The 21,774-nt window shown below is 58.1% G+C and carries 16 protein-coding genes; 9 read left to right on the forward strand and 7 right to left on the reverse strand.

All coding sequences use genetic code 11. The annotated features are described in order from the left end of the window. Positions 1–74 precede the first annotated feature (74 nt). Positions 75–1,427, forward strand: a complete 1,353-nt coding sequence (yegD, locus tag ABLV75_RS07695) for a molecular chaperone (protein WP_196090511.1) — start codon at positions 75–77, stop codon at positions 1,425–1,427. A gap of 92 nt (positions 1,428–1,519) precedes the next feature. Here yegD and ABLV75_RS07700 read toward each other — a convergent pair whose 3' ends face one another. Then, positions 1,520–2,806: a citrate synthase gene (locus ABLV75_RS07700; protein WP_004113987.1), complete on the reverse strand. Its 1,287-nt coding sequence runs from the start codon at positions 2,804–2,806 to the stop codon at positions 1,520–1,522. Between the two features lie 890 nt (positions 2,807–3,696). Between ABLV75_RS07700 and ABLV75_RS07705 the strand changes: the two genes are divergently transcribed. The 4 genes from ABLV75_RS07705 (at position 3,697) to ABLV75_RS07720 (ending at position 7,505) form a co-directional block, all read left to right on the forward strand. Further along, positions 3,697–5,589, forward strand: coding sequence for a sensor histidine kinase (locus tag ABLV75_RS07705; RefSeq protein ID WP_224226976.1), 1,893 nt, complete (start codon positions 3,697–3,699; stop codon positions 5,587–5,589). Then, positions 5,586–6,284, forward strand: coding sequence for a response regulator transcription factor (locus ABLV75_RS07710; RefSeq protein ID WP_004103720.1), 699 nt, complete (start codon positions 5,586–5,588; stop codon positions 6,282–6,284). The genes ABLV75_RS07705 and ABLV75_RS07710 overlap by 4 nt, the downstream gene beginning before the upstream one ends. A 356-nt stretch (positions 6,285–6,640) precedes the next feature. Beyond that, a complete protein-coding gene (locus ABLV75_RS07715) occupies positions 6,641–6,781 on the forward strand; it encodes a small membrane protein (protein WP_004200439.1) in 141 nt (46 codons plus the stop codon). A gap of 106 nt (positions 6,782–6,887) precedes the next feature. Continuing rightward, positions 6,888–7,505 carry a transcriptional regulator gene (locus ABLV75_RS07720; protein ID WP_049591789.1) on the forward strand — a complete coding sequence of 206 codons (618 nt, stop codon included), beginning with the start codon at positions 6,888–6,890 and terminating at the stop codon, positions 7,503–7,505. A gap of 298 nt (positions 7,506–7,803) precedes the next feature. Here the strand turns inward: ABLV75_RS07720 and ABLV75_RS07725 are convergent, their stop codons facing one another. Together ABLV75_RS07725 and ABLV75_RS07730 are read right to left on the reverse strand one after the other, a co-directional pair. Beyond that, positions 7,804–9,078: a dicarboxylate/amino acid:cation symporter gene (locus ABLV75_RS07725; protein ID WP_004113990.1), complete on the reverse strand. Its 1,275-nt coding sequence runs from the start codon at positions 9,076–9,078 to the stop codon at positions 7,804–7,806. Between the two features lie 226 nt (positions 9,079–9,304). Next, positions 9,305–10,423, reverse strand: coding sequence for a succinylglutamate desuccinylase/aspartoacylase family protein (locus ABLV75_RS07730; RefSeq protein WP_126489326.1), 1,119 nt, complete (start codon positions 10,421–10,423; stop codon positions 9,305–9,307). 14 nt (positions 10,424–10,437) lie between these two features. On the opposite strand from ABLV75_RS07730, the gene ABLV75_RS07735 reads away from it, so the two are divergent. Next, positions 10,438–10,893, forward strand: coding sequence for an Lrp/AsnC family transcriptional regulator (locus ABLV75_RS07735; protein WP_004103726.1), 456 nt, complete (start codon positions 10,438–10,440; stop codon positions 10,891–10,893). Here ABLV75_RS07735 and ABLV75_RS07740 read toward each other — a convergent pair whose 3' ends face one another. The 4 genes from ABLV75_RS07740 to ABLV75_RS07755 form a co-directional block, all read right to left on the reverse strand. After that, positions 10,894–11,619: an ABC transporter permease subunit gene (locus tag ABLV75_RS07740; protein ID WP_016809225.1), complete on the reverse strand. Its 726-nt coding sequence runs from the start codon at positions 11,617–11,619 to the stop codon at positions 10,894–10,896. Then, positions 11,616–12,308 (reverse strand): ABC transporter permease subunit, encoded by a 693-nt coding sequence (locus ABLV75_RS07745; RefSeq protein ID WP_004103729.1) that lies wholly within the window; start codon positions 12,306–12,308, stop codon positions 11,616–11,618. The genes ABLV75_RS07740 and ABLV75_RS07745 overlap by 4 nt, the downstream gene beginning before the upstream one ends. A 64-nt stretch (positions 12,309–12,372) precedes the next feature. Next, on the reverse strand, positions 12,373–13,146 hold the full coding sequence (locus tag ABLV75_RS07750; protein WP_016809226.1) for an ABC transporter substrate-binding protein: 774 nt from the start codon (positions 13,144–13,146) through the stop codon (positions 12,373–12,375). Between the two features lie 28 nt (positions 13,147–13,174). Further along, positions 13,175–13,936, reverse strand: a complete 762-nt coding sequence (locus ABLV75_RS07755) for an amidinotransferase (protein ID WP_053065039.1) — start codon at positions 13,934–13,936, stop codon at positions 13,175–13,177. 383 nt (positions 13,937–14,319) lie between these two features. Between ABLV75_RS07755 and ABLV75_RS07760 the strand changes: the two genes are divergently transcribed. From ABLV75_RS07760 to mdtC, 3 genes are read left to right on the forward strand one after another with little or no spacing between them, the layout of a single operon-like run. After that, on the forward strand, positions 14,320–15,573 hold the full coding sequence (locus tag ABLV75_RS07760) for an MdtA/MuxA family multidrug efflux RND transporter periplasmic adaptor subunit (protein ID WP_196090134.1): 1,254 nt from the start codon (positions 14,320–14,322) through the stop codon (positions 15,571–15,573). After that, positions 15,573–18,695, forward strand: a complete 3,123-nt coding sequence (locus tag ABLV75_RS07765) for an MdtB/MuxB family multidrug efflux RND transporter permease subunit (RefSeq protein ID WP_004103737.1) — start codon at positions 15,573–15,575, stop codon at positions 18,693–18,695. Before ABLV75_RS07760 ends, ABLV75_RS07765 begins: the two co-directional genes overlap by 1 nt. Beyond that, entirely contained in the window at positions 18,696–21,773 is a 3,078-nt protein-coding gene (mdtC, locus tag ABLV75_RS07770; protein WP_004103738.1) for a multidrug efflux RND transporter permease subunit MdtC, read from the forward strand. It begins immediately after the preceding gene. Position 21,774 lies beyond the last annotated feature (1 nt).

The raw sequence follows: 21,774 nt of genomic DNA on the forward strand, positions 1-21,774 counted from the left end.
ATTCCAGTTGTCGCAGTGCCGTCGATCCGCTAAAGTCGCCCCCCTTCTTCACCGGCATGGGGATTTTGCAGGCTATGTATATTGGTTTTGACTACGGTACCGCTAACTGTTCGGTCGCGGTGATGCGCGAAAATACACCGCAGCTGCTGACGCTGGAAAACGGCAGTTCACTGCTGCCGTCCATGCTTTGCGCGCCGACCCGCGAAGCGGTCAGCGAGTGGCTCTACCGCCATCATGACGTCCCGCCCAACGGTGATGAAAACCAGGCGCTGCTGCGCCGCGCGATAAGCTTCAATCGTGAGGAAGATATCGATGTACTCAGCAACAGCGTGCAGTTTGGCCTCGCTTCGCTGCATCAGTACGTTGACGATCCGGAAGAAGTTTACTTCGTGAAGTCGCCGAAATCGTTCCTCGGCGCCAGCGGGCTCAAGCCGCAGCAGGTTGCGCTGTTTGAAGATTTAGTCTGCGCCATGATGCTGCACATCAAACTCCAGGCGCAAACGCAGCTGCCGGACGCCATCGACCAGGCGGTTATCGGACGGCCGATTAACTTCCAGGGGCTGGGCGGCGATGACGCCAACGCCCAGGCGCAGGGAATTCTTGAGCGAGCGGCAAAGCGCGCGGGCTTTCGCGACGTCGTATTTCAGTTTGAGCCGGTCGCCGCCGGTCTGGATTTCGAAGCGACGCTGAGCGAAGAAAAACGCGTGCTGGTCGTCGATATCGGCGGCGGGACCACCGACTGTTCACTGCTGTTGATGGGGCCGCAGTGGCGGGAAAAAGCCGATCGCCAGCAAAGCCTGCTCGGCCATAGCGGCTGCCGCGTCGGCGGTAACGACCTGGATATCGCCCTGGCCTTTAAATGCCTGATGCCGCTGCTGGGGATGGGCGGCGATACGGAAAAAGGTATCGCGCTGCCGATTCTGCCGTGGTGGAATGCGATGGCGATTAACGACGTTCCGGCGCAGACCGATTTTTACAGCGCCGCCAATGGTCGTCTGCTTAACGATTTGCTGCGCAGCGCCCGCGATAGCGAGAAGGTCGCGCTGCTGCTGAAGGTGTGGCGTCAGCGTCTTAGCTACCGTCTGGTGCGTAGCGCGGAAGAGAGTAAAATCGCCCTTTCCGCGCAGCCGACCGTGACAACCGATCTGCCGTTTATCAGCGATGAGCTGGCCACGGCTATCAGCCAGCAGGGGCTGGAAGCCGCGCTGGATCAGCCGTTAACCCGCATTATGGAGCAGGTTCAGCTGGCGCTGGATAACAGCAATGAGCAGCCGGATGTGATTTACCTGACCGGCGGCAGCGCTCGCTCGCCGTTGATTAAAAAAGCGCTGGCAGCCCATCTGCCGGGTATTCCGGTTGCCGGCGGCGATGATTTTGGCTCGGTCACCGCCGGTCTGGCCCGCTGGGCGCAGGTGGTATTTCGTTAACCATCCGTTCGCGGACTACGGGACGCAGTGAGTTTGTTGCCCGGCTTAGCGCAGCGCGAGCCGGGTTCACTCCCCCCGATTGCCGCCTCCTCTCAGCGCCCTTCGCGCCGCGAAACGTAATCCCGCCTCTTTTCACCGGTATAAATCTGCCGCGGGCGATAAATATTCAGCGGCGCTTCGTGCATTTCGTTCCAGTGCGCCACCCAGCCGAGCGTTCTGCCAACGGCGGTGATCACCACAAACATGGATGAAGGCAGCCCCATCGCTTTGAGGATCACCGCTGTATAGAAATCAACGCTCGGCGACAGGCCATTTTCCACAAAGTACGGGTCGGTCAGCGCCACCTCTTCGAGGGCCATCGCTACCTGCAATGGCATATCGCACATCCCCAGTTCCTCCAGCACCCGGTGACAGGTTTCGCGCAAAATAGCGGCTCGCGGGTCGAGGTTACGGTAGCGAGAGTTACCGAATCCGAGACGACGTAACGCCTGCGGGTCGCGTTTCGCTTTGCTCAGGAACGCAGGGATTTGATCAACGGTTTTAATCTCCTCCAGCATCCGCATACTGGCTTCATTAGCCCCGCCGTGGGTAGGCCCCCACAGCGAAGCGAGCCCTGCGGCGATACAGGCAAACAGGTTCGCCCCGGAAGAGCCCGCCGCCCGAACGGTGGTGGTTGATGCGCACTGGCCGTGATCGGCGTGCAGCACCAGGATCTGATTCATCGCCTGTTCAATCACCGGATTCAGCTGGTACGGTTCCGCCGGGATGGCAAACAGCATATGCAGGAAATTGCCCGCATAAGAGAGATCGTTGCGTGGATACTGCGCCGGTTGCTCAATAGAGAACTTGTAGCTCATCGCCGCCAGCGTCGGCATTTTCGACAGCAAGCGGGTGGCGGCCAGAGCCCGGTGCTCCGGGTTTTCAACGTCCAGCACATCGTGATAAAACGCCGCCAGCGTGCCGACCAGGGCGCACATTAAGGCCATCGGATGCGAGTCGCGGCGGAAGCTGCCGCACATCCGGGCAATCTGCTCGTGCACCAGGCTATGGCGGGTAATCGTGTTTTTGAACACCTGATAGCTGGCTTCATCAGGTGCATCGCCCTGCAGCAGAATCCAGGCCACTTCTAGAAAGTCACACTGGCGAGCCAGCTGATCGACCGGATAGCCGCGGTGCAGCAGAACGCTGTTCTCGGTATCGATCCAGGAGATAGCCGACGTGCAGCCGGCGGTATTAGCAAAGCCGGGGTCGAAACTGCACAGGCCTGAAGACGCCAGCGGACGGATATCCATGCCGAGGTGGCCCAGCGTTCCCGCCACCGTACCCAAAGGAATAGACTGCTGTTCATCCAAAGAAAGCGTTAGCGATTTCGTCGTCATCCTGTAAGGTCCCCTTCCACAACGAGTCAATGATTAACCTGGTCATTTCTCCAGGCGGAATAACCAACATAACCACAGTCGACCGCTGATTCTTTGATATAAATAACCAAAAACATTGATAAACGACGGCTATTATTCATACTTAAGGAACGTCAGGGCGATTTTTCAACCGCATAAAATACGCATCTCTTGAAATTAGCTGCATCTAAATTCTGACATTCCGCCTGTGAATAATATTTTTACTTCATCAATGAGCAATATATAACCATATTTGTCTAATTTTTTGCGCCTGCAGGATTCGCGTCTCTAGACTTTGCGGCCCTGATTGCCTGAATGCGTTATTTATCACGGGTGCCCCGGCGGGCGTTGACGCCCCGGTGCGATCGCTGCCCCCTCGGCCCTGGCGACAGGTAGGGTTTATTACCATCATTTCTCCCGACATTCATTAAAGCTTAATATAAGCACCTGCTTTTATATGCGCTGATTAAATAATCTATTGCTAATGGTATATAACTCCATGCACCTTCACGGCAGCACATCATAAATCCCTATGCGCTGTTTGAATTTTCCACTTGCTTATTATGACCCGCCCTCATACGTTAACATTGATTGCGAATCTTCTTACGGCAGGTCTGGCCAGTTACCCGGCTTGCAGATAACGCTGGAATAATATCTGCGGCACCAGCAGAATGCTGCGTTGTCCAGCCCTGTATTTTATTTCCCGGATTCCGGAGAGTTGTCTGTGCCAGCCGCAGAGCCCCGGCGCGTTTATACCGTACGGATTGATTAGTCCATGCCGCAAGGGGGCGTAATTGAATCGTTTGTGCGCTTTTTTTGATGTTCTTCGCAGGCACCGTGGACCGCATTTCTGGGCATGGTGCAGCATCCTTATGGCCCTGCAGATGTGTACGCCGGCGCGCGCGGAAGTCCGTCAGCTGGGTATCGATATTCCCGTTGACTGGTACACCGACGCCAGCGGCCAGATGTCCCTCGACGCCTTTCTTGCGCTACCGCAAGAGGCGCTAAAAACGGCGTCGCTGATCCCGTCGTTTGGGTATTCAAAAAAAACTTTCTGGCTGCGCACGTCACTCCCGGCGGCTTATTTTTCCGGCGAGCAGCGCTGGCTGCAGCTTGGCCCACCGTTTATCGATCGTTTAACCGTCTATTATCGCCCCTACGGCAGCGATAGCCCGTGGAAACAAAAAGAGTTTGGCGACCATGCCCCAGCCCGCGATAGCGACCTCGACTACCGCGAAAGCGTGCTGATTTTAGCGCCCCCGCCCACGGCGGCAGGCTACGAGATGGTCTTCCGTCTGCAGAGCAGCAGCACCCTGATCCTGCTGGCGACGCTCTCATCGCCGCAGGAATTCGTTCGTTCGGCCACCCTCGATACCGCTTTCTGGAGTTTCTATTTCGGTCTGGCGGTCATTGCCAGCGGCATCGCCCTGTGGCTTGCCGTTGCGCTGCGCCGACGTCTGCTGTGGGGGATCTGCCTGTTTTCGCTGAACTATCCGCTCGTCGCGGCCCTGCATGGCTACCCGGAATGGTTATTCGGCGACACCCTTCTGCCGGTTCAGGATTACATGATTAGCTGCCTGTCGCTGGTAAGCTATGCCACCGCGCTGTGGCTGCATAGCGAGGTCTTCGATCTGAAGAAGAACATGCCGCGGCTGCATCAACTGCTGCTGGCGGCGATCGGCTTAAACATTGCGCTGCAAATCAGCATCCCGCTGGGATTTTACGGCCGGGCAATGCAAATTGAAGCGGGGATATTTTTTATCGCCTCCCCGGTGCTGTTGATCACCTCATGGATGCTGTGGCGGCGTAAAGCGGTTGATATGAATACGCTGTTGCTCGGGCTGCTGCCGCCGGTTTACGTGGTGTCAGCCGGGCTGGCCCTGCTCTCGGTACACGGCGTGATTCCGTTTCATACCAGGGTTTATTCCACCTGGCAGTATGCGCTGATCATCCATATCGTCACGGTCCTGATCATCGCCGTACTGCGGGTACGGGCGGAAAACCGTACCCTGATGCGCAAGCAGCAGCTGGCGAGAGAGTTACAAATTGAACGCGAGGCCAGCTTCCACCAGCGCCAGTTTATGGGGATGGTAGCGCATGAGTTCAGAACGCCGCTGGCCATCCTCGAGGCGGCGCTGGAAAATCTGCGCCTGTGCCCCACTGTGTCCATGCAGAGCGCGCGCCTCGATCGTATGCAGCGAGCGACCACCCGCCTGGTGCAGCTCACCGATAATTGCCTCGCCGATGCCCGGCTTTCCTCCAGAGACCTGCACGCCGACCGGCAGAATGCGGAGCTGCTGCCGGTTATCTATATCGCCGCCACGGTAGTGGATCTGTCGCTGAATCATTATTTACATGTCATCTGCGAAGGGCAAACTGTCGGGCCGCAATCGCCTTCGCCGGTGCTGTTTATTGATAGCGGGCTGCTGTGTATTGCGATCGCTAATCTGCTCGATAATTCAGTCAAATATTCGGCATCAGGTGAAATAAGAATCGAGATTTATCGCCTGCAAAAAGGGTTTGAAATACGCATTGGCGATCGCGGCCCCGGCATCGCGCCTGAACAGGTTGAACATATTTTTGAGCGCTATCGACGCGGCGAAACCCATACGACCACGCCAGCCGGCACCGGCCTGGGTCTGTACGTCGCCCGACAAATTATACAGGCCCACGGGGGGGAGCTGTGCCTGGCGAAAAATACCGCTGACGGGTGCGAATTTGCGCTCACACTGCCGCTGGATGGACAGCAGAAGGACAAATCATGACATTACGCGTCGCTATCGTTGAAGATAGCGCTGATTTACTCGACGAACTGCTGGCCTTTTTACGCCATCGCGGCTTCGATGCATGGGGCGTGCGCAGCGCTGAAGCCTTCTGGCGGCAGCTGCATCGCGATCCGGTTGATATCGTGCTCATCGACATCGGTTTACCGGGAGAAGACGGATTTAGCGTGCTGGATTATCTGCATGAAATTGGCCATTTCGGACTGGTCGTCATCACCGCCAGAGGCCATGAGCAGGATCGCCTGCAGGCGCTGAACGCCGGCGCCGACCTGTATCTCATCAAGCCGGTCAACTTTTCCGACCTCGCGGAGAGCATTCACGCGCTTGGCGCCCGTCTCCGCCAGCAATCCGCGCCCCAGCCCACCGCGCCGACGATATCAGCGGAACGGTCAGCCTCTTCCACCTGGATATTACAAAGCGAACAGTTAATTGCGCCATCGGGGCTGATCCTGCCGCTAACGCAGCAGGAGTACCGTCTGCTGGAACTGTTAATGCGCAACCGCAATGAAGTGTGCAGCAAAGTTGACCTGCACGCCTCTCTGTTCACCGATGAAGGCGAACCGGAACTGCACCGGATCGATGTCGTCGTCAGCCGCTTGCGCCACAAGGCCCGCCTTCAGGGCATGGCCCTGCCGATTCGCGCTATTTTTGGCAAAGGTCTGGCGTTTCTTTCCTGATATTTGCCGACCCGGCCTCACCAGGCATTGCATCTTTGTGGCGGCGTCATGGCGGATAGTTTTTCATTCCTCCGCCTCTTGATCACTTTTTTTCAGTTTTTGAGAGGAATGAGAGAAATGAGACTGACAGCATATTAAGAATTTTCTTACATTGACATGGCATCGGGAGCGTACCGATTCAAAGCGTCCTCAGGCTAACCGGCTGTGGCCAGATTCAGCACAGCCTGAACGCTGGCCGCCCGCTGTACGCTGTCCGTTCGCCTGTGCCGGCACGGTTTAAAGAAGAGAATAAAAATATTCTCGTGCCTGGGATGTACATTTTTAACACCTGAAAATTTAATTAAAGGATATCCATCATGGCCATGCAAACATGGTTAGCCTTATTACTGTGCATATTTTGCCTCTGCGTTTCGGTATATAGCCTTATTTCATATATCCGCGACAGGAGAAAACAGAAATTTCCGTTTTCAGCCAAGCACTCTTCGCGCAGAAAATAACTCAGGCGACACCAATAATAAATTATCTGCACAGTAACAATCACCGCATACGCCCGGAGGATTGATCGCTACATGGCGTTATGTTGATTTACAGGGAACTAGCGCCATGAAAAAAATAAATATCGCAATCAATACCAGCAACACTTTTCTGCGGCAATCGCTGGCTTCCATGGTCAATGAGCTCACCCGCCGCGACGGTCATCTGCACGTCAGCTTTTCGTATAAGAAAAATGATTTTTTTGATAAGGATATTATTATCGCCGAGGTTCTCCCCGGTGAAATCTACCTGTGTAATACCAGTCTAAAAAATCGCAAATCAGATAGCTCAGTTATTATACTGCACAGCTACGACCAGCTCCCGGAGCAGGAACTGATTGTTAACTGCCTGAAAGGGGTTATTTTCGTGTCGATAAAATTAGTTAATATTGACAGGATGTTGGCCATCCTTGCCCAGGAGCTAAGAAAGTGCGAAGGTCTGGTTCTGGCCCGGCGGGCCGACTCAGCGATAGTCTGCAGCAACTGCCCGCACCAAATGCTGTCAAAATCGCAGGTTGCCGTCGCCTCCGGAATTATTCATGGCTTTGATATCAGTAAAATCTCCGCCCTGCACAAAGTCACGCCCAAAACCATCACCTGGCACAAAAGTAAAATCATGGAAAAATATCGCCTCAATAACCATTATGACTTTTTCCAGTTTATTAATTTGTTAAAAGAGCGCTGGTAAACCCGCGAATATGCCGGAACTGAGTAACACTATCCGCGATAAAATTAGGAATTTGACGGCTTGTAAGGGTCGGGAATCCGAAAAAATATCAGTGAGATGAAAAATATCTACTCTGGTGTTACGCGCAGCAGTAACATGATCCGGTTCCTTGATATGAAAATACCGTAGCGTGTTTTTAGCCATAAGAAAAACGTCTTTATCGAGGAATCTGTTACTTCGTCACATTGCCCCTTGCGTGCCTGTTAGGGGCCTCTTTTTTATGACGAAGCGCGCCCCCGTCAGAGAGGGCGCACGACGATCAGGCCTCGACCTGCTGAGCCGCGGCTTCTTCTTCCGCGACCTCTTCCTGCAACAGACCTTCATTTTTTGACAGCATCGCCGTCGCGATCCCATTCCCCAGCACGTTAATCGCGGAACGCCCCATATCGAGAAAATGGTCAATACCCATCAGCAGCAAAATACCCGCCACCGGGATATTGAAGCTTGGGATGGTCGCGGCCAGCACCACCAGCGCCGAGCGCGGCACCCCGGCGATTCCCTTTGATGCCAGCATCAGGGTCAGCATCATCACGGTGATCTCGCTAAAGCTCAGATGAATATTGTAGGCCTGAGCGATAAACATCGCGGCAAACGAGCAGTACACCATCGAGCCGACGAGGTTAAAGGAGTAGCCGATGGGCAGCACGAACGACGCGATATTACGCGAGCAGCCGAACTCCACGAGGCGCTCAAGGGTCTTCGGATAGGCAGCTTCTGAGCTGCTGGTGGTAAACGCCACCAGTACCGGATCTTTCAGCATATTAAGCAGGCGAAAAACCTCTTTTTTCAGCACCATATATCCCACCGCCAGCAGCACCATGCTGGTCAGCAGCACTGCAACGTAGTAACCGCCGATGAACGAAGCATAGTTAAGCAGGATCCCCAGCCCCTGCGAGGCGATAACCGAAGAGATGGCGGCAAAAATCGCCAGCGGTGCCACGTACATCACGTACCCGGTGACCTTCAGCATAATATGGGAAACCACGTTCAGGGCCGCCACCAGCGGAGCGTTGAATTTTTCCCCCAGCGACGCTCCGGCAATGCCGAAGAACATTGAGAACACCACGATTTGCAGAATTTCGTTGTTGGCCATCGCTTCGGTAATGCTGGTCGGAATAGTGTGCGTCAGAAAGCCTTTCAGGCTCATCCCGCTCACCGCCAGGCCGGTATCGACCGACTCTTTCGGAATTGCCAGATTCAACCCGGCGCCGGGGTGCTCAAGGGTAACAATCACCAGCCCAACCAGAATGGAGAGAATCGAAGAGGTAACAAACCACACCATGGCTTTACCGCCGACCCGCCCAATGGTAGCCGTTTCGCCAAGCCGCATAATGCCGACGGTGAGCGTACTGAAGACTAATGGCGCAATCACCATTTTAATCAGGCGCAGGAATACGTCGGTCAGCAGCGTAATATTTTCAGACCATGCGGTTATGGTCGTTTGCGCGGCGTATGCGTGAATGGCCGCGCCGGAGAGGATCCCCAACAGCATAAAGATAACGATGAACAGCGTGAGTTTGTTTGCACTTGCCACAAAAATTAACCCCTGATTTATTTAACGTGTTGTTATCAATGTGCATATATTTTATTTATTGGAGCACACCAAACATTCATCACATAAATTGAATAAAAGCAGACGGGGTTACAACTCTTTTTTTAGTTTTTATAGTAAAAGTTGATGTGCTCGTTGACGTGCATCAAGCAAGTTCATTCCGCCACGGCCGACGGCGGGCAAAAATACGCTCAGGGATGCTGTCCGCTTACATCGCCAGCCCGCCGCCGCCGCTGAACGGCTGCTCGCCGGCGATTTTCATTATTTCCGCCCCCAGCGTGACAAACGGCGCCCGCCGGCTGGCATAAATCAGCCCGCCCGATGTCGGCCGCACCGCTTTGACCATATCGGTCAGCGGGTCGATGATTTCCGCGACGACATCGTCGGCGCTGACCCATTCGCCCGGCTGTTTTAGCGGCACCAGGATGCCGGTCGCCGGCGCGGTGACAATCTCCCCGGCAGCAAACGGCAGCATCACCGTTTCCTGCTGCGGCACCGCAGGCTTGTCGCCCGCCAGCACGCCGCGGTACTGCAGATAACGGTAAATACGTTCGGCGTCGTCGCAGGCGGTAGCGTGATTCACCTCGTGCTGGCCGCGCAGCTCCACGGTCACCGCCATACAGCCGGGCTGCTGCGGGCCCCACGCCGGGTTTAGCGCGCTCAAACTCTGCCACGGCAGGCCGCAGGCCTCATCAAACGAGTTGCCCCCGCTCTCCTGGGACAGCAGCACGGCGCCAATACCGAGAAAAGCCGCCAGTACGTTCGCCTCGCGTTGCCAGGCCGGATCGGCGTAAAGGTGCAAAATCGCCTGGTCATCGCAATGGAGATCGAGCACCAGATCGGCATCGCAGGCGAGGCTCAGCAGATGTTGACGCAGGGCCTGAACCTCGCTTGCCACGGGAAGCGCCGCCAGCGCCTTCTGCATGGCATCGCGCACCTGCTGGAGATATTCGGCGCGCGTAGCGGGCGATTCCGCGGGTAGCCAGGGCTGCGCCAGCGCCGCCAGATCGGGAAAGTCGCGGTTGAAATTGCGCCCGCTCGCCAGATCGAAACGGCCAATGCCGCTGTTAAGCAGCAGCTGAGCCAGCCCCGGCGGATTGGCTACCGGCACCATAATAATTTCACCGCGCAGCTCGCCCCGTCGTTCCGCCTGGCTGAGTAATCTTTTAAGATAATGCAGAACCAGCATGCCCGGAATTTCATCGGCGTGCAGCCCCGCCTGCAGATAGACTTTCTCGCCGGCGCCGGGCGCGCCGAAATGAAAATGGCTTAATTGCCGCTGCCCACCGAGCGCATGTTGAGGTAATGTATCGTGTTTAATTTTCATTGGACGTCCCATCTGTGGAAAAGAAAACCCGGCTTGACCGTATCGATCATAAGATCCTTGAAATCCTGCGCCGGGATGGCCGCATTTCTTATCAGAAGCTCTCGGAGCAGGTAAATCTCACCGCGCGTCCATGTCTGGAACGCGTGCGCGGCCTCGAGCGTGACGGCATCATTCGCGGCTACAGCGCCATTATCGAACTGCCCGAGCCGGAGCATGCGTTTGTGGTGCAGGCGCAAATCGCCCTGGCCGACCACGGCCGCTCGCAGCCGGTATTTGAACAGGAGATGCGCCAGACGCCCGAAGTGCTGGACTGCTGGCTGGTAAGCGGCAGCTTCGACTTTCTGGTACGCATCGGCTGTCGCAGCATGGCGCACTATTGCCAGCTGGCGGATAGCTGGCTGACCAGTAAAAAGTTTCACGTTGATAAAATCGTTACCCTGACCGAACTACAGGCGATTAAGCGCTCCTGATTAGCCGCGGCGGATAAACGCCAGCCAGCGCCGTTCGGCGCGGGAAAAGGCGAAAATCAGCAGAAAGGTGCACAGGAGATAGAGCGCCGCGGCCATCAGAAACGGAATAAACGGCGACCAGGTCATGGCGTAGAACGCGCGGGCCACGCCGGTAATATCCAGCAGGGTTACCGTGCTGGCCAGCGAGGTGGCGTGGAGCAAAAAGACCATTTCATTATTCAGCGCCGGGATCCCGCGTCTGAGCGTCGCGGGCAGCACCAGACGACGAATAATCTGCCATTTCCCCATCCCATAGGCTTCTCCGGCAACCCACTCCTGACGGGGAAAGGTCAGCATCATCCCCGCCAGCAGCTCCGCGACGTAAGCGGAGGTGTTCAGCACCAGCGCCAGCGTGGCGCAGAAGGTCGCATCGCGAAACAGCAGCCAGAACGGCTGCTCGTTCATCCAACCCGTCTGCACGATATCGAACTGCGACAGGCCGTAGTAAATCAGCATCAGTTGCAGATAGAGCGGCGTGCTGCGGAAAAAATACGTAAAACCACGGATGGGCAGCGCCAGCGCGCGCGGGCCGTACACCTGCCCCACCGCCATCGCAATCGCCAGCGCCATCCCGGGAACGATGGAGAGCAAAAACAGCTCCGCCGTTATCGCCAGCCCGCTGGCGGCGCCGTTGCCATCGCTCCAGATAAAGCTCGGGATCGCATCGAGAAAGGTTTGCAGATTCATAGCGCGGCCCCCGCCGTGGAAGAACGCAGCGCATAACGCTTCGCCAGGCGGCTAAACAACCAGCTGGAGAGCGCGGTAATGACCATATAAATCAGGGAAACCAGGAAATAGAAGAGGAACGGTTTTTGCGTAGCGCGCCCGGCCTGCTCGGCCAGCCATACCATGTCCTCCAGACCCAGGATCGACACCAGCGCCGACGCTTTCATCAGCCCCAGCCAGTTATTATTGATCCCGGGAATCGCGAAGCTTAGCATCTGCGGCAGCATCACCCGGCGAAATACCGTCCACGGGCGCATTCCGTAGGCCTGCGCGGCTTCGGTTTGCCCGCGATCGACGGTCAGAAATGCGCCGCGAAAGGTCTCGGTGTAATAGGCGCCGAACACAAAGCCAATCGCCAGCACGCCGGAAAAAAAGGTATTGAAGCGCACCGGCCCCAGCCCCACCGCTGCCAGCAGCAGGTTAACCAGCATCTCGCCGCCGAAAAACAGCAGTAGCATAATCACCAGCTCGGGAATACCGCGTACCAGGGTGGTGTAGGCGGTGGAAAACAGGCGCAGCCACGGCGGGCCAAAGAGTTTAACCAGCGAGTTGATCAGGCCCAGCAGCAGCGCGACCAGCAATGAGCAGAGCATCACGCACAGCGAAAGCGCCGCGCCGCGTAACAGTAAGGGTAAATAGTCTGCGACCATGTTCAGCCTTCCACGGGTGCCGTAAAGGGGCGCAAGCCAGCGCCTGCGCCCTCGCCTTCACGGCTTATTTGCCATAAATATCAATGCTAAAGTATTTTTTCTGGATAGCGTCGTAGGTGCCATCGGCGCGAATAGCCTTGATAGCGCCGTTTAGGGCATCCCGCAGCGCCGGATTATCTTTATTGACCGCAATCCCCACATCGGAGGAGATGCCGCCGTCCTGAATGACCGGACCGGCAAAAGCGAATTTCTGCCCGCGCGGGGTATCAATAAAGCCGGTCGCCGCCTGGATATTATCCTGCAAAGCGGCGTCAATACGTCCGGAGAGCAGGTCGAGGTAGACGTTATCCTGATTCGCGTAGCTGACGATCTTCACGCCGTGGTTGGCCCAGTTAGCCTTCGCAAACGCTTCATGGGTGGAACCGGTCTGGACGCCGACGGTCTTGCCTTTCAGGCTGGCGACCTCAGGCAGCAGCGGGCTACCTTTGCGCGCCACCAGCTGCGCTGCGCTGCGGTAGTAGCGGTCGGTGAAGTCCACTTCCTTTTTACGCGCATCGGTCATATTGAGCGAAGCGATAATGGCATCGAATTTATGCGCGTTGAGAGCGGCAATCATGCTTTCGAACGGCTGCTTAACGAAAACGCATTTGGCTTTTAGCTGGGTGCACAGCGCGTTGGCGATATCAATATCAAAACCGGTAATTTCACCGCTGGGGGCCAGTACGTCAAACGGCGGATAGCCGCCATCGACGCCAAAGCTAATGGTATCAAACTGCTGGGCGGCCAGCGGCGCGCTGAGCGCCATGCAGGCCAGTAGTGCGGCAAGGCGTAGTTTCATTTCGATCTCCCCGGTGTCGGCGCAAAAATTAAAAACGCAGTGAGAGGCAGGTCAGGCCGCCATCCATTTTCTTAAATTCGCTGGTGTCGAGCTGCACGACAGGCATTCCCAGCTTGCTGATTTCGCCCAGGGTACAGGGGTAGCCCTGCGGCGTAATTAAGGTATCGTTGATCCACAGCGTATTTCCGGCGTAGGCCTCTTCCTCCGGGATCACGATACGGTTGAAGCCGCTAAACGCCGGATGGTTAACGTAGCCTTCCGTCAGCAGCAGCGTATTGCGGCCCACATAGTTGACGATCGATTTCAGATGCAGACCGGCGCTCACTTCAATCGCCGTCACCGTGTAGCCGTGCGGCTCAACGGCGGCGGCAAATTCGCGGATCCCCTGCTCATCGGTACGCGCCGTCAGGCCGATAAAAAATCGTTTGCCCACCAGCAGCACGTCGCCGCCGTCCATATGTCCGCTTTCGCTCATCTGCACCAGTGGACGAAACCCCGCCAGCACCGGCGCAATGGTATCGACTTCGCCCTGACGGCTCGGCGCGCCCGGATGAGTAATCACCGCCAGTTCCGGCATGACCACCGCGGTATCTTCAACAAAGTGCGCATCGGGATATTCCGCCGCGGCAGGAAGCACGGTGACCTTCAGGCCGAGCTGCAGAAGGGTCTCTACATAGGCGAGAAACTGGCGCGTGGTGGCAGCGATATCCGGCGCGCCCAGTTGGGCGGTAGTTTGTCCTGCGCCGCAGGTGGCGGCCGGTAGACGGGCGATAGCTTGGGTAAAATGCATAAAGAACCCTCTGATAGTGGTCGCATTGCTTAAAGCAAAATCTTGAGTGAATTTGATTATTAAACAGATGCGCCTGCCAATCAGGCTGAATCACGCCCCGGGGCCGCTTATTCACGCTGTATATCAGCCTGGCTGCGACGCATTCCGCTGTGACCCTTAAGAAACAGCGAATGACCGGCGATAATTCACCGGGTTCCTCGCCCGGCTAAGCAAAATCGTTAAGCGAATTTTTCGCCTAACTATTCATCGTAACCGGCTCAAGGAAAAGCGTTTTTTCCAGACGTTTCTGGACAGTCTTTTCATAATTCCTCCATTTTTAAGCGGCGTTCGCTGACTAAACTAGTATCATTCCGTGAAACGTTTCAGGATGAGATAGCAAATTAATGAAAGGTAGCAATAAAAGCCGTTGGGCAGCCGTGCTGGTGGTAGCGATCGTCGCGGGCGCCGCGTACTGGTTCTGGCAGGGTCGCGAAGCGGCAAATAGCGGCGCGCCGACGGCGACAGGCGCGCGTCAGCAGGGCCCCGGAGGCGGACGGCCCGGTCGTTTTGGCGCCGCCCTCGCGCCGGTACAGGCGGCAACCGCAACCAGCGAAGCGGTGCCGCGCTACCTTTCCGGCCTCGGCACCGTGACGGCGGCGAATACCGTCACCGTGCGCAGCCGAGTCGACGGCCAGCTTCTGGCGATCCACTTTACCGAAGGCCAGCAGGTCAAAGCGGGCGATCTGCTCGCGGAAATCGATCCCAGCCAGTTTAAAGTCTCCCTCGCCCAGGCCGAGGGGCAACTGGCCAAAGATCGGGCGACCCTCGCCAACGCCCGCCGCGATCTGGCACGCTACCAGCAGCTGGTGAAAACCAATCTGGTGTCGCGCCAGGAGCTGGATACCCAGCAGTCGCTGGTCAGCGAAACCCAGGGCACGATTAAGGCGGACGAAGCCGCTGTCGCCAGCGCCCAGCTCCAGCTGAACTGGAGCCGCATCACCGCGCCGATTGACGGCCGGGTCGGCTTAAAACAGGTGGATATCGGCAACCAGATCTCCAGCGGCGACACCACCGGCATTGTGGTACTGACGCAAACCCACCCTATTGATGTGGTCTTTACGCTGCCGGAAAACCAAATTGCCACCGTCATACAGGCGCAAAAGGCGGGGAAAAAGCTGGCGGTCGAAGCCTGGGACCGCACCAATAAACAGAAAATCAGCGAAGGCTCGCTGCTGAGCCTCGATAACCAGATTGACGCCACCACCGGCACCATCAAGCTGAAAGCGCGCTTTACAAACCTTGATGACGCCCTGTTCCCCAATCAATTCGTCAACGCCCGTATGCTGGTCGATACCGAGCAAAACGCGGTAGTGATCCCAACCGCCGCGCTGCAAATGGGTAACGAAGGTCATTTCGTCTGGGTACTGAACGACGAGAATAAGGTCAGCAAGCACACCGTCACGCCGGGTATTCAGGACAGTCTTAAAGTGGTGATCAACGCCGGTCTCTCCGCCGGCGATCGCGTGGTCACTGACGGGATCGATCGTCTGACGGAAGGCGCAAAAGTTGAGGTCGTCGAAGCCCACGATGCGGCAACCGCCGCCGAGCCGGAAAAAGCCACCAGCCGCGAATACGGTAAAAAAGGAGCGCGCTCCTGATGCAAGTGTTACCGCCGAGCAGTACGGGCGGCCCTTCCCGTCTGTTTATCATGCGCCCGGTCGCCACGACGCTGTTAATGGTGGCCATCATGCTGGCCGGGATTATCGGCTATCGATTCTTACCGGTTTCGGCGCTGCCGGAAGTGGACTACCCGACGATTCAGGTGGTAACCCTCTATCCCGGCGCCAGCCCGGACGTGATGACCTCATCCGTGACGGCCCCGCTGGAGCGCCAGTTTGGCCAGATGTCCGGCCTCAAGCAGATGTCCTCCCAGAGCTCCGGCGGCGCGTCGGTGGTCACGCTCCAGTTCCAGCTCACGCTGCCGCTGGACGTCGCGGAACAGGAAGTACAGGCGGCCATCAACGCTGCCACCAACCTGCTGCCTTCTGACCTGCCTAACCCGCCGGTCTACAGCAAAGTTAACCCCGCCGATCCGCCGATTATGACCCTCGCGGTCACCTCTTCCGCCGTGCCGATGACCCAGGTCGAGGATATGGTCGAGACCCGCGTGGCGCAGAAGATCTCCCAGGTTTCCGGCGTCGGGCTGGTCACCCTCGCGGGCGGCCAGCGCCCGGCGGTACGCGTCAAGCTCAACGCCCAGGCCATCGCCGCGCTCGGGCTGACCAGCGAAACGGTGCGCACCGCGATAACCAGCGCCAACGTCAACTCGGCGAAAGGGAGCCTTGACGGCCCGGCGCGGGCGGTGACCCTCTCCGCCAACGATCAGATGCAGTCGGCAGAAGATTATCGCCGCCTGATTATCGCCTGGCAGAACGGCGCGCCGATTCGCCTCGGCGACGTCGCCACCGTGGAACAGGGCGCGGAAAACAGCTGGCTCGGGGCATGGGCGAACAATCAGCGGGCGATCGTCATGAACGTCCAGCGCCAGCCGGGGGCCAATATTATCTCTACCGCCGACAGCATCCGCCAGATGCTGCCGCAGTTGACCGAAAGCCTGCCGAAATCAGTCAAAGTACAGGTGCTTTCCGACCGCACTACCAACATCCGGGCGTCGGTTAGCGACACCCAGTTCGAGCTGATGCTGGCTATCGCCCTGGTGGTGATGATTATTTACGTCTTTCTGCGCAACGTCCCGGCGACGATTATTCCCGGCATCGCCGTGCCGCTATCGCTGGTCGGCACCTTTGCGGTAATGGTGTTTCTCGATTTCTCGATTAACAACCTGACGCTGATGGCCCTGACCATCGCCACCGGCTTTGTGGTCGATGACGCTATCGTGGTGATCGAAAACATCTCGCGCTATATCGAGAAAGGCGAAAAGCCGCTGGCCGCCGCCCTGAAAGGGGCCGGAGAGATTGGCTTTACCATTATCTCGTTGACCTTCTCGCTGATTGCGGTGCTGATCCCGCTGCTGTTTATGGGCGATATCGTTGGCCGCCTGTTCCGCGAGTTCGCCATTACCCTGGCGGTGGCGATCCTGATCTCCGCGGTGGTGTCGCTGACCCTGACGCCGATGATGTGCGCCCGCATGCTGAGCCACGAGTCGCTGCGCAAGCAGAACCGCTTCTCGCGCGCCAGCGAGCGTTTCTTTGAGCGGGTGATCGCCGTCTATGGCCGCTGGCTGAGCCGGGTATTGAATCATCCCTGGCTGACACTGAGCGTGGCCCTCGGTACCCTGGTGCTGTCGATTATGCTATGGGTGTTTATTCCGAAGGGCTTTTTCCCGATTCAGGACAACGGCATCATTCAGGGTACGCTGCAGGCGCCGCAGTCGGCGTCGTTCGCCAACATGGCCGAGCGCCAGCAGCAGGTGTCGGCGGCGATACTCAAAGATCCGGCGGTAGAAAGCCTGACCTCCTACGTCGGGGTTGACGGCACCAACCCGGCGCTCAACAGCGCCCGCCTGCAAATCAACCTTAAGCCGCTGGACGAGCGCGACGATCGCGTGCAGACGGTGATCGGCCGCCTGCAGAACGCGGTGAGCGGGATTCCCGGCATTGAGCTTTACCTTCAGCCCACGCAGGATCTGACCATTGACACCACCGTCAGCCGCACTCAGTACCAGTTCACCCTGCAGGCGAACTCGCTGGATGCGCTCAGCAACTGGGTCCCTCAGCTGCTGACCCGGCTGCAGGCGCTGCCGCAGCTCTCCGACGTCAGCAGCGACTGGCAGGACAAGGGCCTGGCGGCGTATATCAACGTTGACCGCGATAGCGCCAGCCGCCTCGGCATCAGCATGGCGGACGTCGATAATGCGCTGTATAACGCCTTCGGCCAGCGTTTAATCTCCACCATCTATACCCAGGCGAATCAGTACCGCGTGGTGCTGGAGCATGATACCCAGGCCACGCCGGGGCTGGCGGCGCTGGATAATATTCGCCTGACCAGCAGCGACGGCGGGATTGTGCCGCTGAAATCCATCGCCAGCGTCGAGGAGCGTTTTGCCCCGCTATCTATAAACCATCTCGATCAGTTCCCGGTCACCACCATCTCGTTTAACGTGCCGGATAACTATTCGCTGGGCGATGCGGTCGATGCCATCCTTGGCGCCGAACAGGCGCTGGAATTCCCGAGCGATATCCGCACCCAGTTCCAGGGCAGCTCTCTGGCTTTCCAGTCGGCGCTGGGCAGCACCGTCTGGCTGGTGGTCGCTGCGGTAGTGGCGATGTATATCGTCCTCGGGGTACTGTATGAAAGCTTTATTCACCCGATAACGATTCTCTCCACCCTGCCGACGGCGGGCGTGGGCGCGCTGCTGGCGCTGTGGCTGGCGGGGAGCGAACTGGACGTTATCGCGATTATCGGCATCATACTGCTGATCGGCATCGTCAAGAAAAACGCCATCATGATGATCGACTTCGCGCTGGCCGCCGAACGCGAACAGGGCATGCCGCCGCGCGAGGCTATCTACCAGGCCTGTCTGCTGCGCTTTCGTCCCATCCTGATGACCACCCTCGCCGCCCTGCTCGGCGCGCTGCCGCTGATGCTCAGCACCGGCGTCGGCGCGGAGCTGCGCCGTCCGCTGGGGATTGGCATGGTCGGCGGTCTGATGCTCAGCCAGGTGCTGACCCTGTTCACTACCCCGGTGATCTATCTGCTGTTCGACCGACTGTCGCTGTATATGAAGAGCCGATTCCCGCGGCGTGAAGAGGAGGCGTAGGTGAAGTTTTTCGCGCTCTTCATTTACCGTCCGGTGGCGACGATTCTGATTTCGCTCGCCATTACTCTCTGCGGCATCCTCGGTTTTCGCCTGCTGCCGGTAGCGCCGCTGCCGCAGGTGGACTTCCCGGTTATCATGGTCAGCGCCTCGCTGCCCGGCGCGTCGCCGGAGACTATGGCCTCTTCGGTGGCGACGCCGCTGGAGCGCTCTTTGGGGCGGATTGCCGGGGTCAATGAGATGACCTCCTCCAGCTCGCTCGGCAGTACGCGCATCATTCTTGAGTTCAACTTTGACCGCGATATCAACGGCGCGGCCCGCGACGTGCAGGCGGCGATTAACGCTGCGCAAAGCCTGCTGCCGAGCGGTATGCCGAGCCGTCCGACCTATCGCAAAGCCAACCCGTCAGACGCGCCGATCATGATCCTCACCCTCACCTCGGATACCTGGTCCCAGGGTGAGCTGTACGACTTCGCCTCAACCCAACTGGCGCAGACCATTGCCCAGATTGACGGCGTCGGCGACGTCGACGTCGGCGGCAGTTCGCTGCCCGCTGTGCGCGTCGACCTCAACCCGCAGGCGCTGTTTAACCAGGGCGTGTCGCTCGACGCGGTGCGCACCGCCATCAGCAACGCCAACGTGCGTAAACCGCAGGGGGCGCTGGAAGATGCCACCCACCGCTGGCAGGTGGCGACCAACGACGAGCTGAAAACCGCGGCCGAATACCAGCCGCTGATCGTGCACTACAACAACGGCGCGGCGGTGCGCCTCGGCGACGTCGCCAACGTCACCGATTCGGTGCAGGACGTGCGCAACGCCGGGATGACTAACGCCAAACCGGCGATTTTGCTGATGATCCGTAAGCTGCCGGAGGCCAATATCATTGAAACGGTGGACAGCATTCGCGCCCGTCTGCCGGAGCTACAGCGCACCATCCCGGCCTCTGTCGATCTGCAAATCGCCCAGGACCGTTCGCCGACCATCCGCGCCTCGCTGGAGGAAGTTGAGCAAACGCTGGTGATCTCGGTGGCGCTGGTGATCCTCGTGGTCTTCCTCTTCCTCCGCTCGGGGCGCGCGACGCTGATCCCGGCGGTGGCGGTTCCGGTTTCGCTGATCGGCACCTTCGCCGCCATGTACCTGTGCGGCTTCAGCCTTAACAACCTGTCGCTGATGGCGCTGACCATCGCTACCGGCTTCGTGGTTGATGACGCCATCGTGGTGCTGGAAAACATTTCCCGCCATCTCGAAGCGGGCATGAAGCCGCTGCAGGCGGCGCTGCAGGGGAGCCGGGAAGTCGGATTTACCGTTCTGTCGATGAGCCTGTCGCTGGTGGCGGTATTCCTGCCGCTGCTGCTGATGGGCGGCCTGCCGGGAAGGCTGCTGCGCGAATTCGCCGTTACTCTGTCGGTGGCGATCGGCATCTCGCTGGCGGTCTCCCTGACCCTGACGCCGATGATGTGCGGCTGGCTGCTGAAAAGCGGCAAGCCGCACGAGCCGACGCGCAAGCGCGGTGTTGGCCGCCTGCTGGTGGCGATTCAGGGCGGATACGGTAAGTCGCTGAAGTGGGTACTGAAGCATAGCCGCTTAACCGGCCTGGTGCTGCTTGGCACCATCGCGCTGAGCGTCTGGCTCTATATTTCGATTCCTAAAACCTTCTTCCCGGAGCAGGACACCGGGGTGCTGATGGGCGGGATCCAGGCCGATCAGAGCATCTCGTTCCAGGCGATGCGCGGCAAGCTGGAGGACTTTATGAAGATCATTCGTGAAGATCCGGCGGTGGACAACGTCACCGGTTTTACCGGCGGCTCGCGGGTCAACAGCGGGATGATGTTTATCACCCTGAAGTCGCGCGATGAGCGCCATGAAACGGCGCAGCAGATTATCGATCGGCTGCGGAAGAAGCTGGCCAAAGAGCCGGGGGCCAACCTGTTCCTGATGGCGGTACAGGATATCCGCGTCGGCGGCCGTCAGGCCAACGCCAGCTACCAGTACACGCTGCTGTCGGACGACCTTGCGGCGCTGCGGGAGTGGGAACCCAAAATCCGCAAAACGCTGGCGGCGCTGCCGGAGCTGGCGGATGTCAACTCCGACAGCCAGAATAACGGCGCCGAGATGGACCTGATCTACGACCGCGATACCATGTCGCGACTCGGCATCAGCGTGCAGGACGCCAATAATCTGCTAAATAACTCCTTCGGTCAGCGGCAGATCTCAACCATCTACCAGCCGCTGAACCAGTATAAAGTGGTGATGCAGGTCGACCCGGTCTACACCCAGGACGTCAGCGCCCTCGATAAAATGTTTGTGATCAACAGCGAAGACAAGCCGATCCCGCTATCCTATTTCGCCAAATGGCAGCCGGCCAACGCCCCGCTGTCGGTGAACCATCAGGGGCTGTCGGCGGCATCGACCGTGTCGTTTAACCTGCCTACCGGCAAATCGCTGTCAGAAGCCAGCGACGCCATTATCCGGGCGATGACCCAGCTTGGCGTACCGTCCAGCGTCCGCGGGTCGTTCGCCGGGACCGCGCAGGTGTTCCAGGAGACCATGAACTCGCAGGTGATCCTGATTCTGGCGGCTATCGCCACGGTCTATATCGTGCTGGGGATCCTCTATGAGAGCTACGTTCATCCGCTAACCATTCTGTCGACTATTCCGTCCGCGGGCGTCGGCGCGCTGCTGGCGCTGGAGCTTTTCGATGCCCCGTTCAGCCTAATCGCGCTTATCGGGATTATGCTATTAATTGGCATTGTGAAGAAAAACGCCATCATGATGGTCGACTTTGCCCTGGAAGCGCAGCGCAACGGCAACCTGCCGCCGGAAGAGGCAATCTTCCAGGCCTGTCTGCTGCGTTTCCGGCCGATAATGATGACCACCCTGGCGGCGCTGTTCGGCGCGCTGCCGCTGGTTATCTCTGGCGGCGATGGCGCCGAGCTGCGCCAGCCCTTGGGGATCACCATTGTCGGCGGTCTGGTAATGAGTCAGCTGTTGACCCTGTATACCACGCCGGTGGTCTATCTGTTCTTCGACCGTCTGCGGCTGCGTTTTTCGCGAAAAGTCCATCAACCGGTAAGCGAATAAC

It is taken from the genome of Klebsiella sp. CN_Kp066, from assembly GCF_040065135.1.
In the GTDB taxonomy this organism is placed as follows: Bacteria; Pseudomonadota; Gammaproteobacteria; order Enterobacterales; family Enterobacteriaceae; genus Klebsiella; species Klebsiella oxytoca.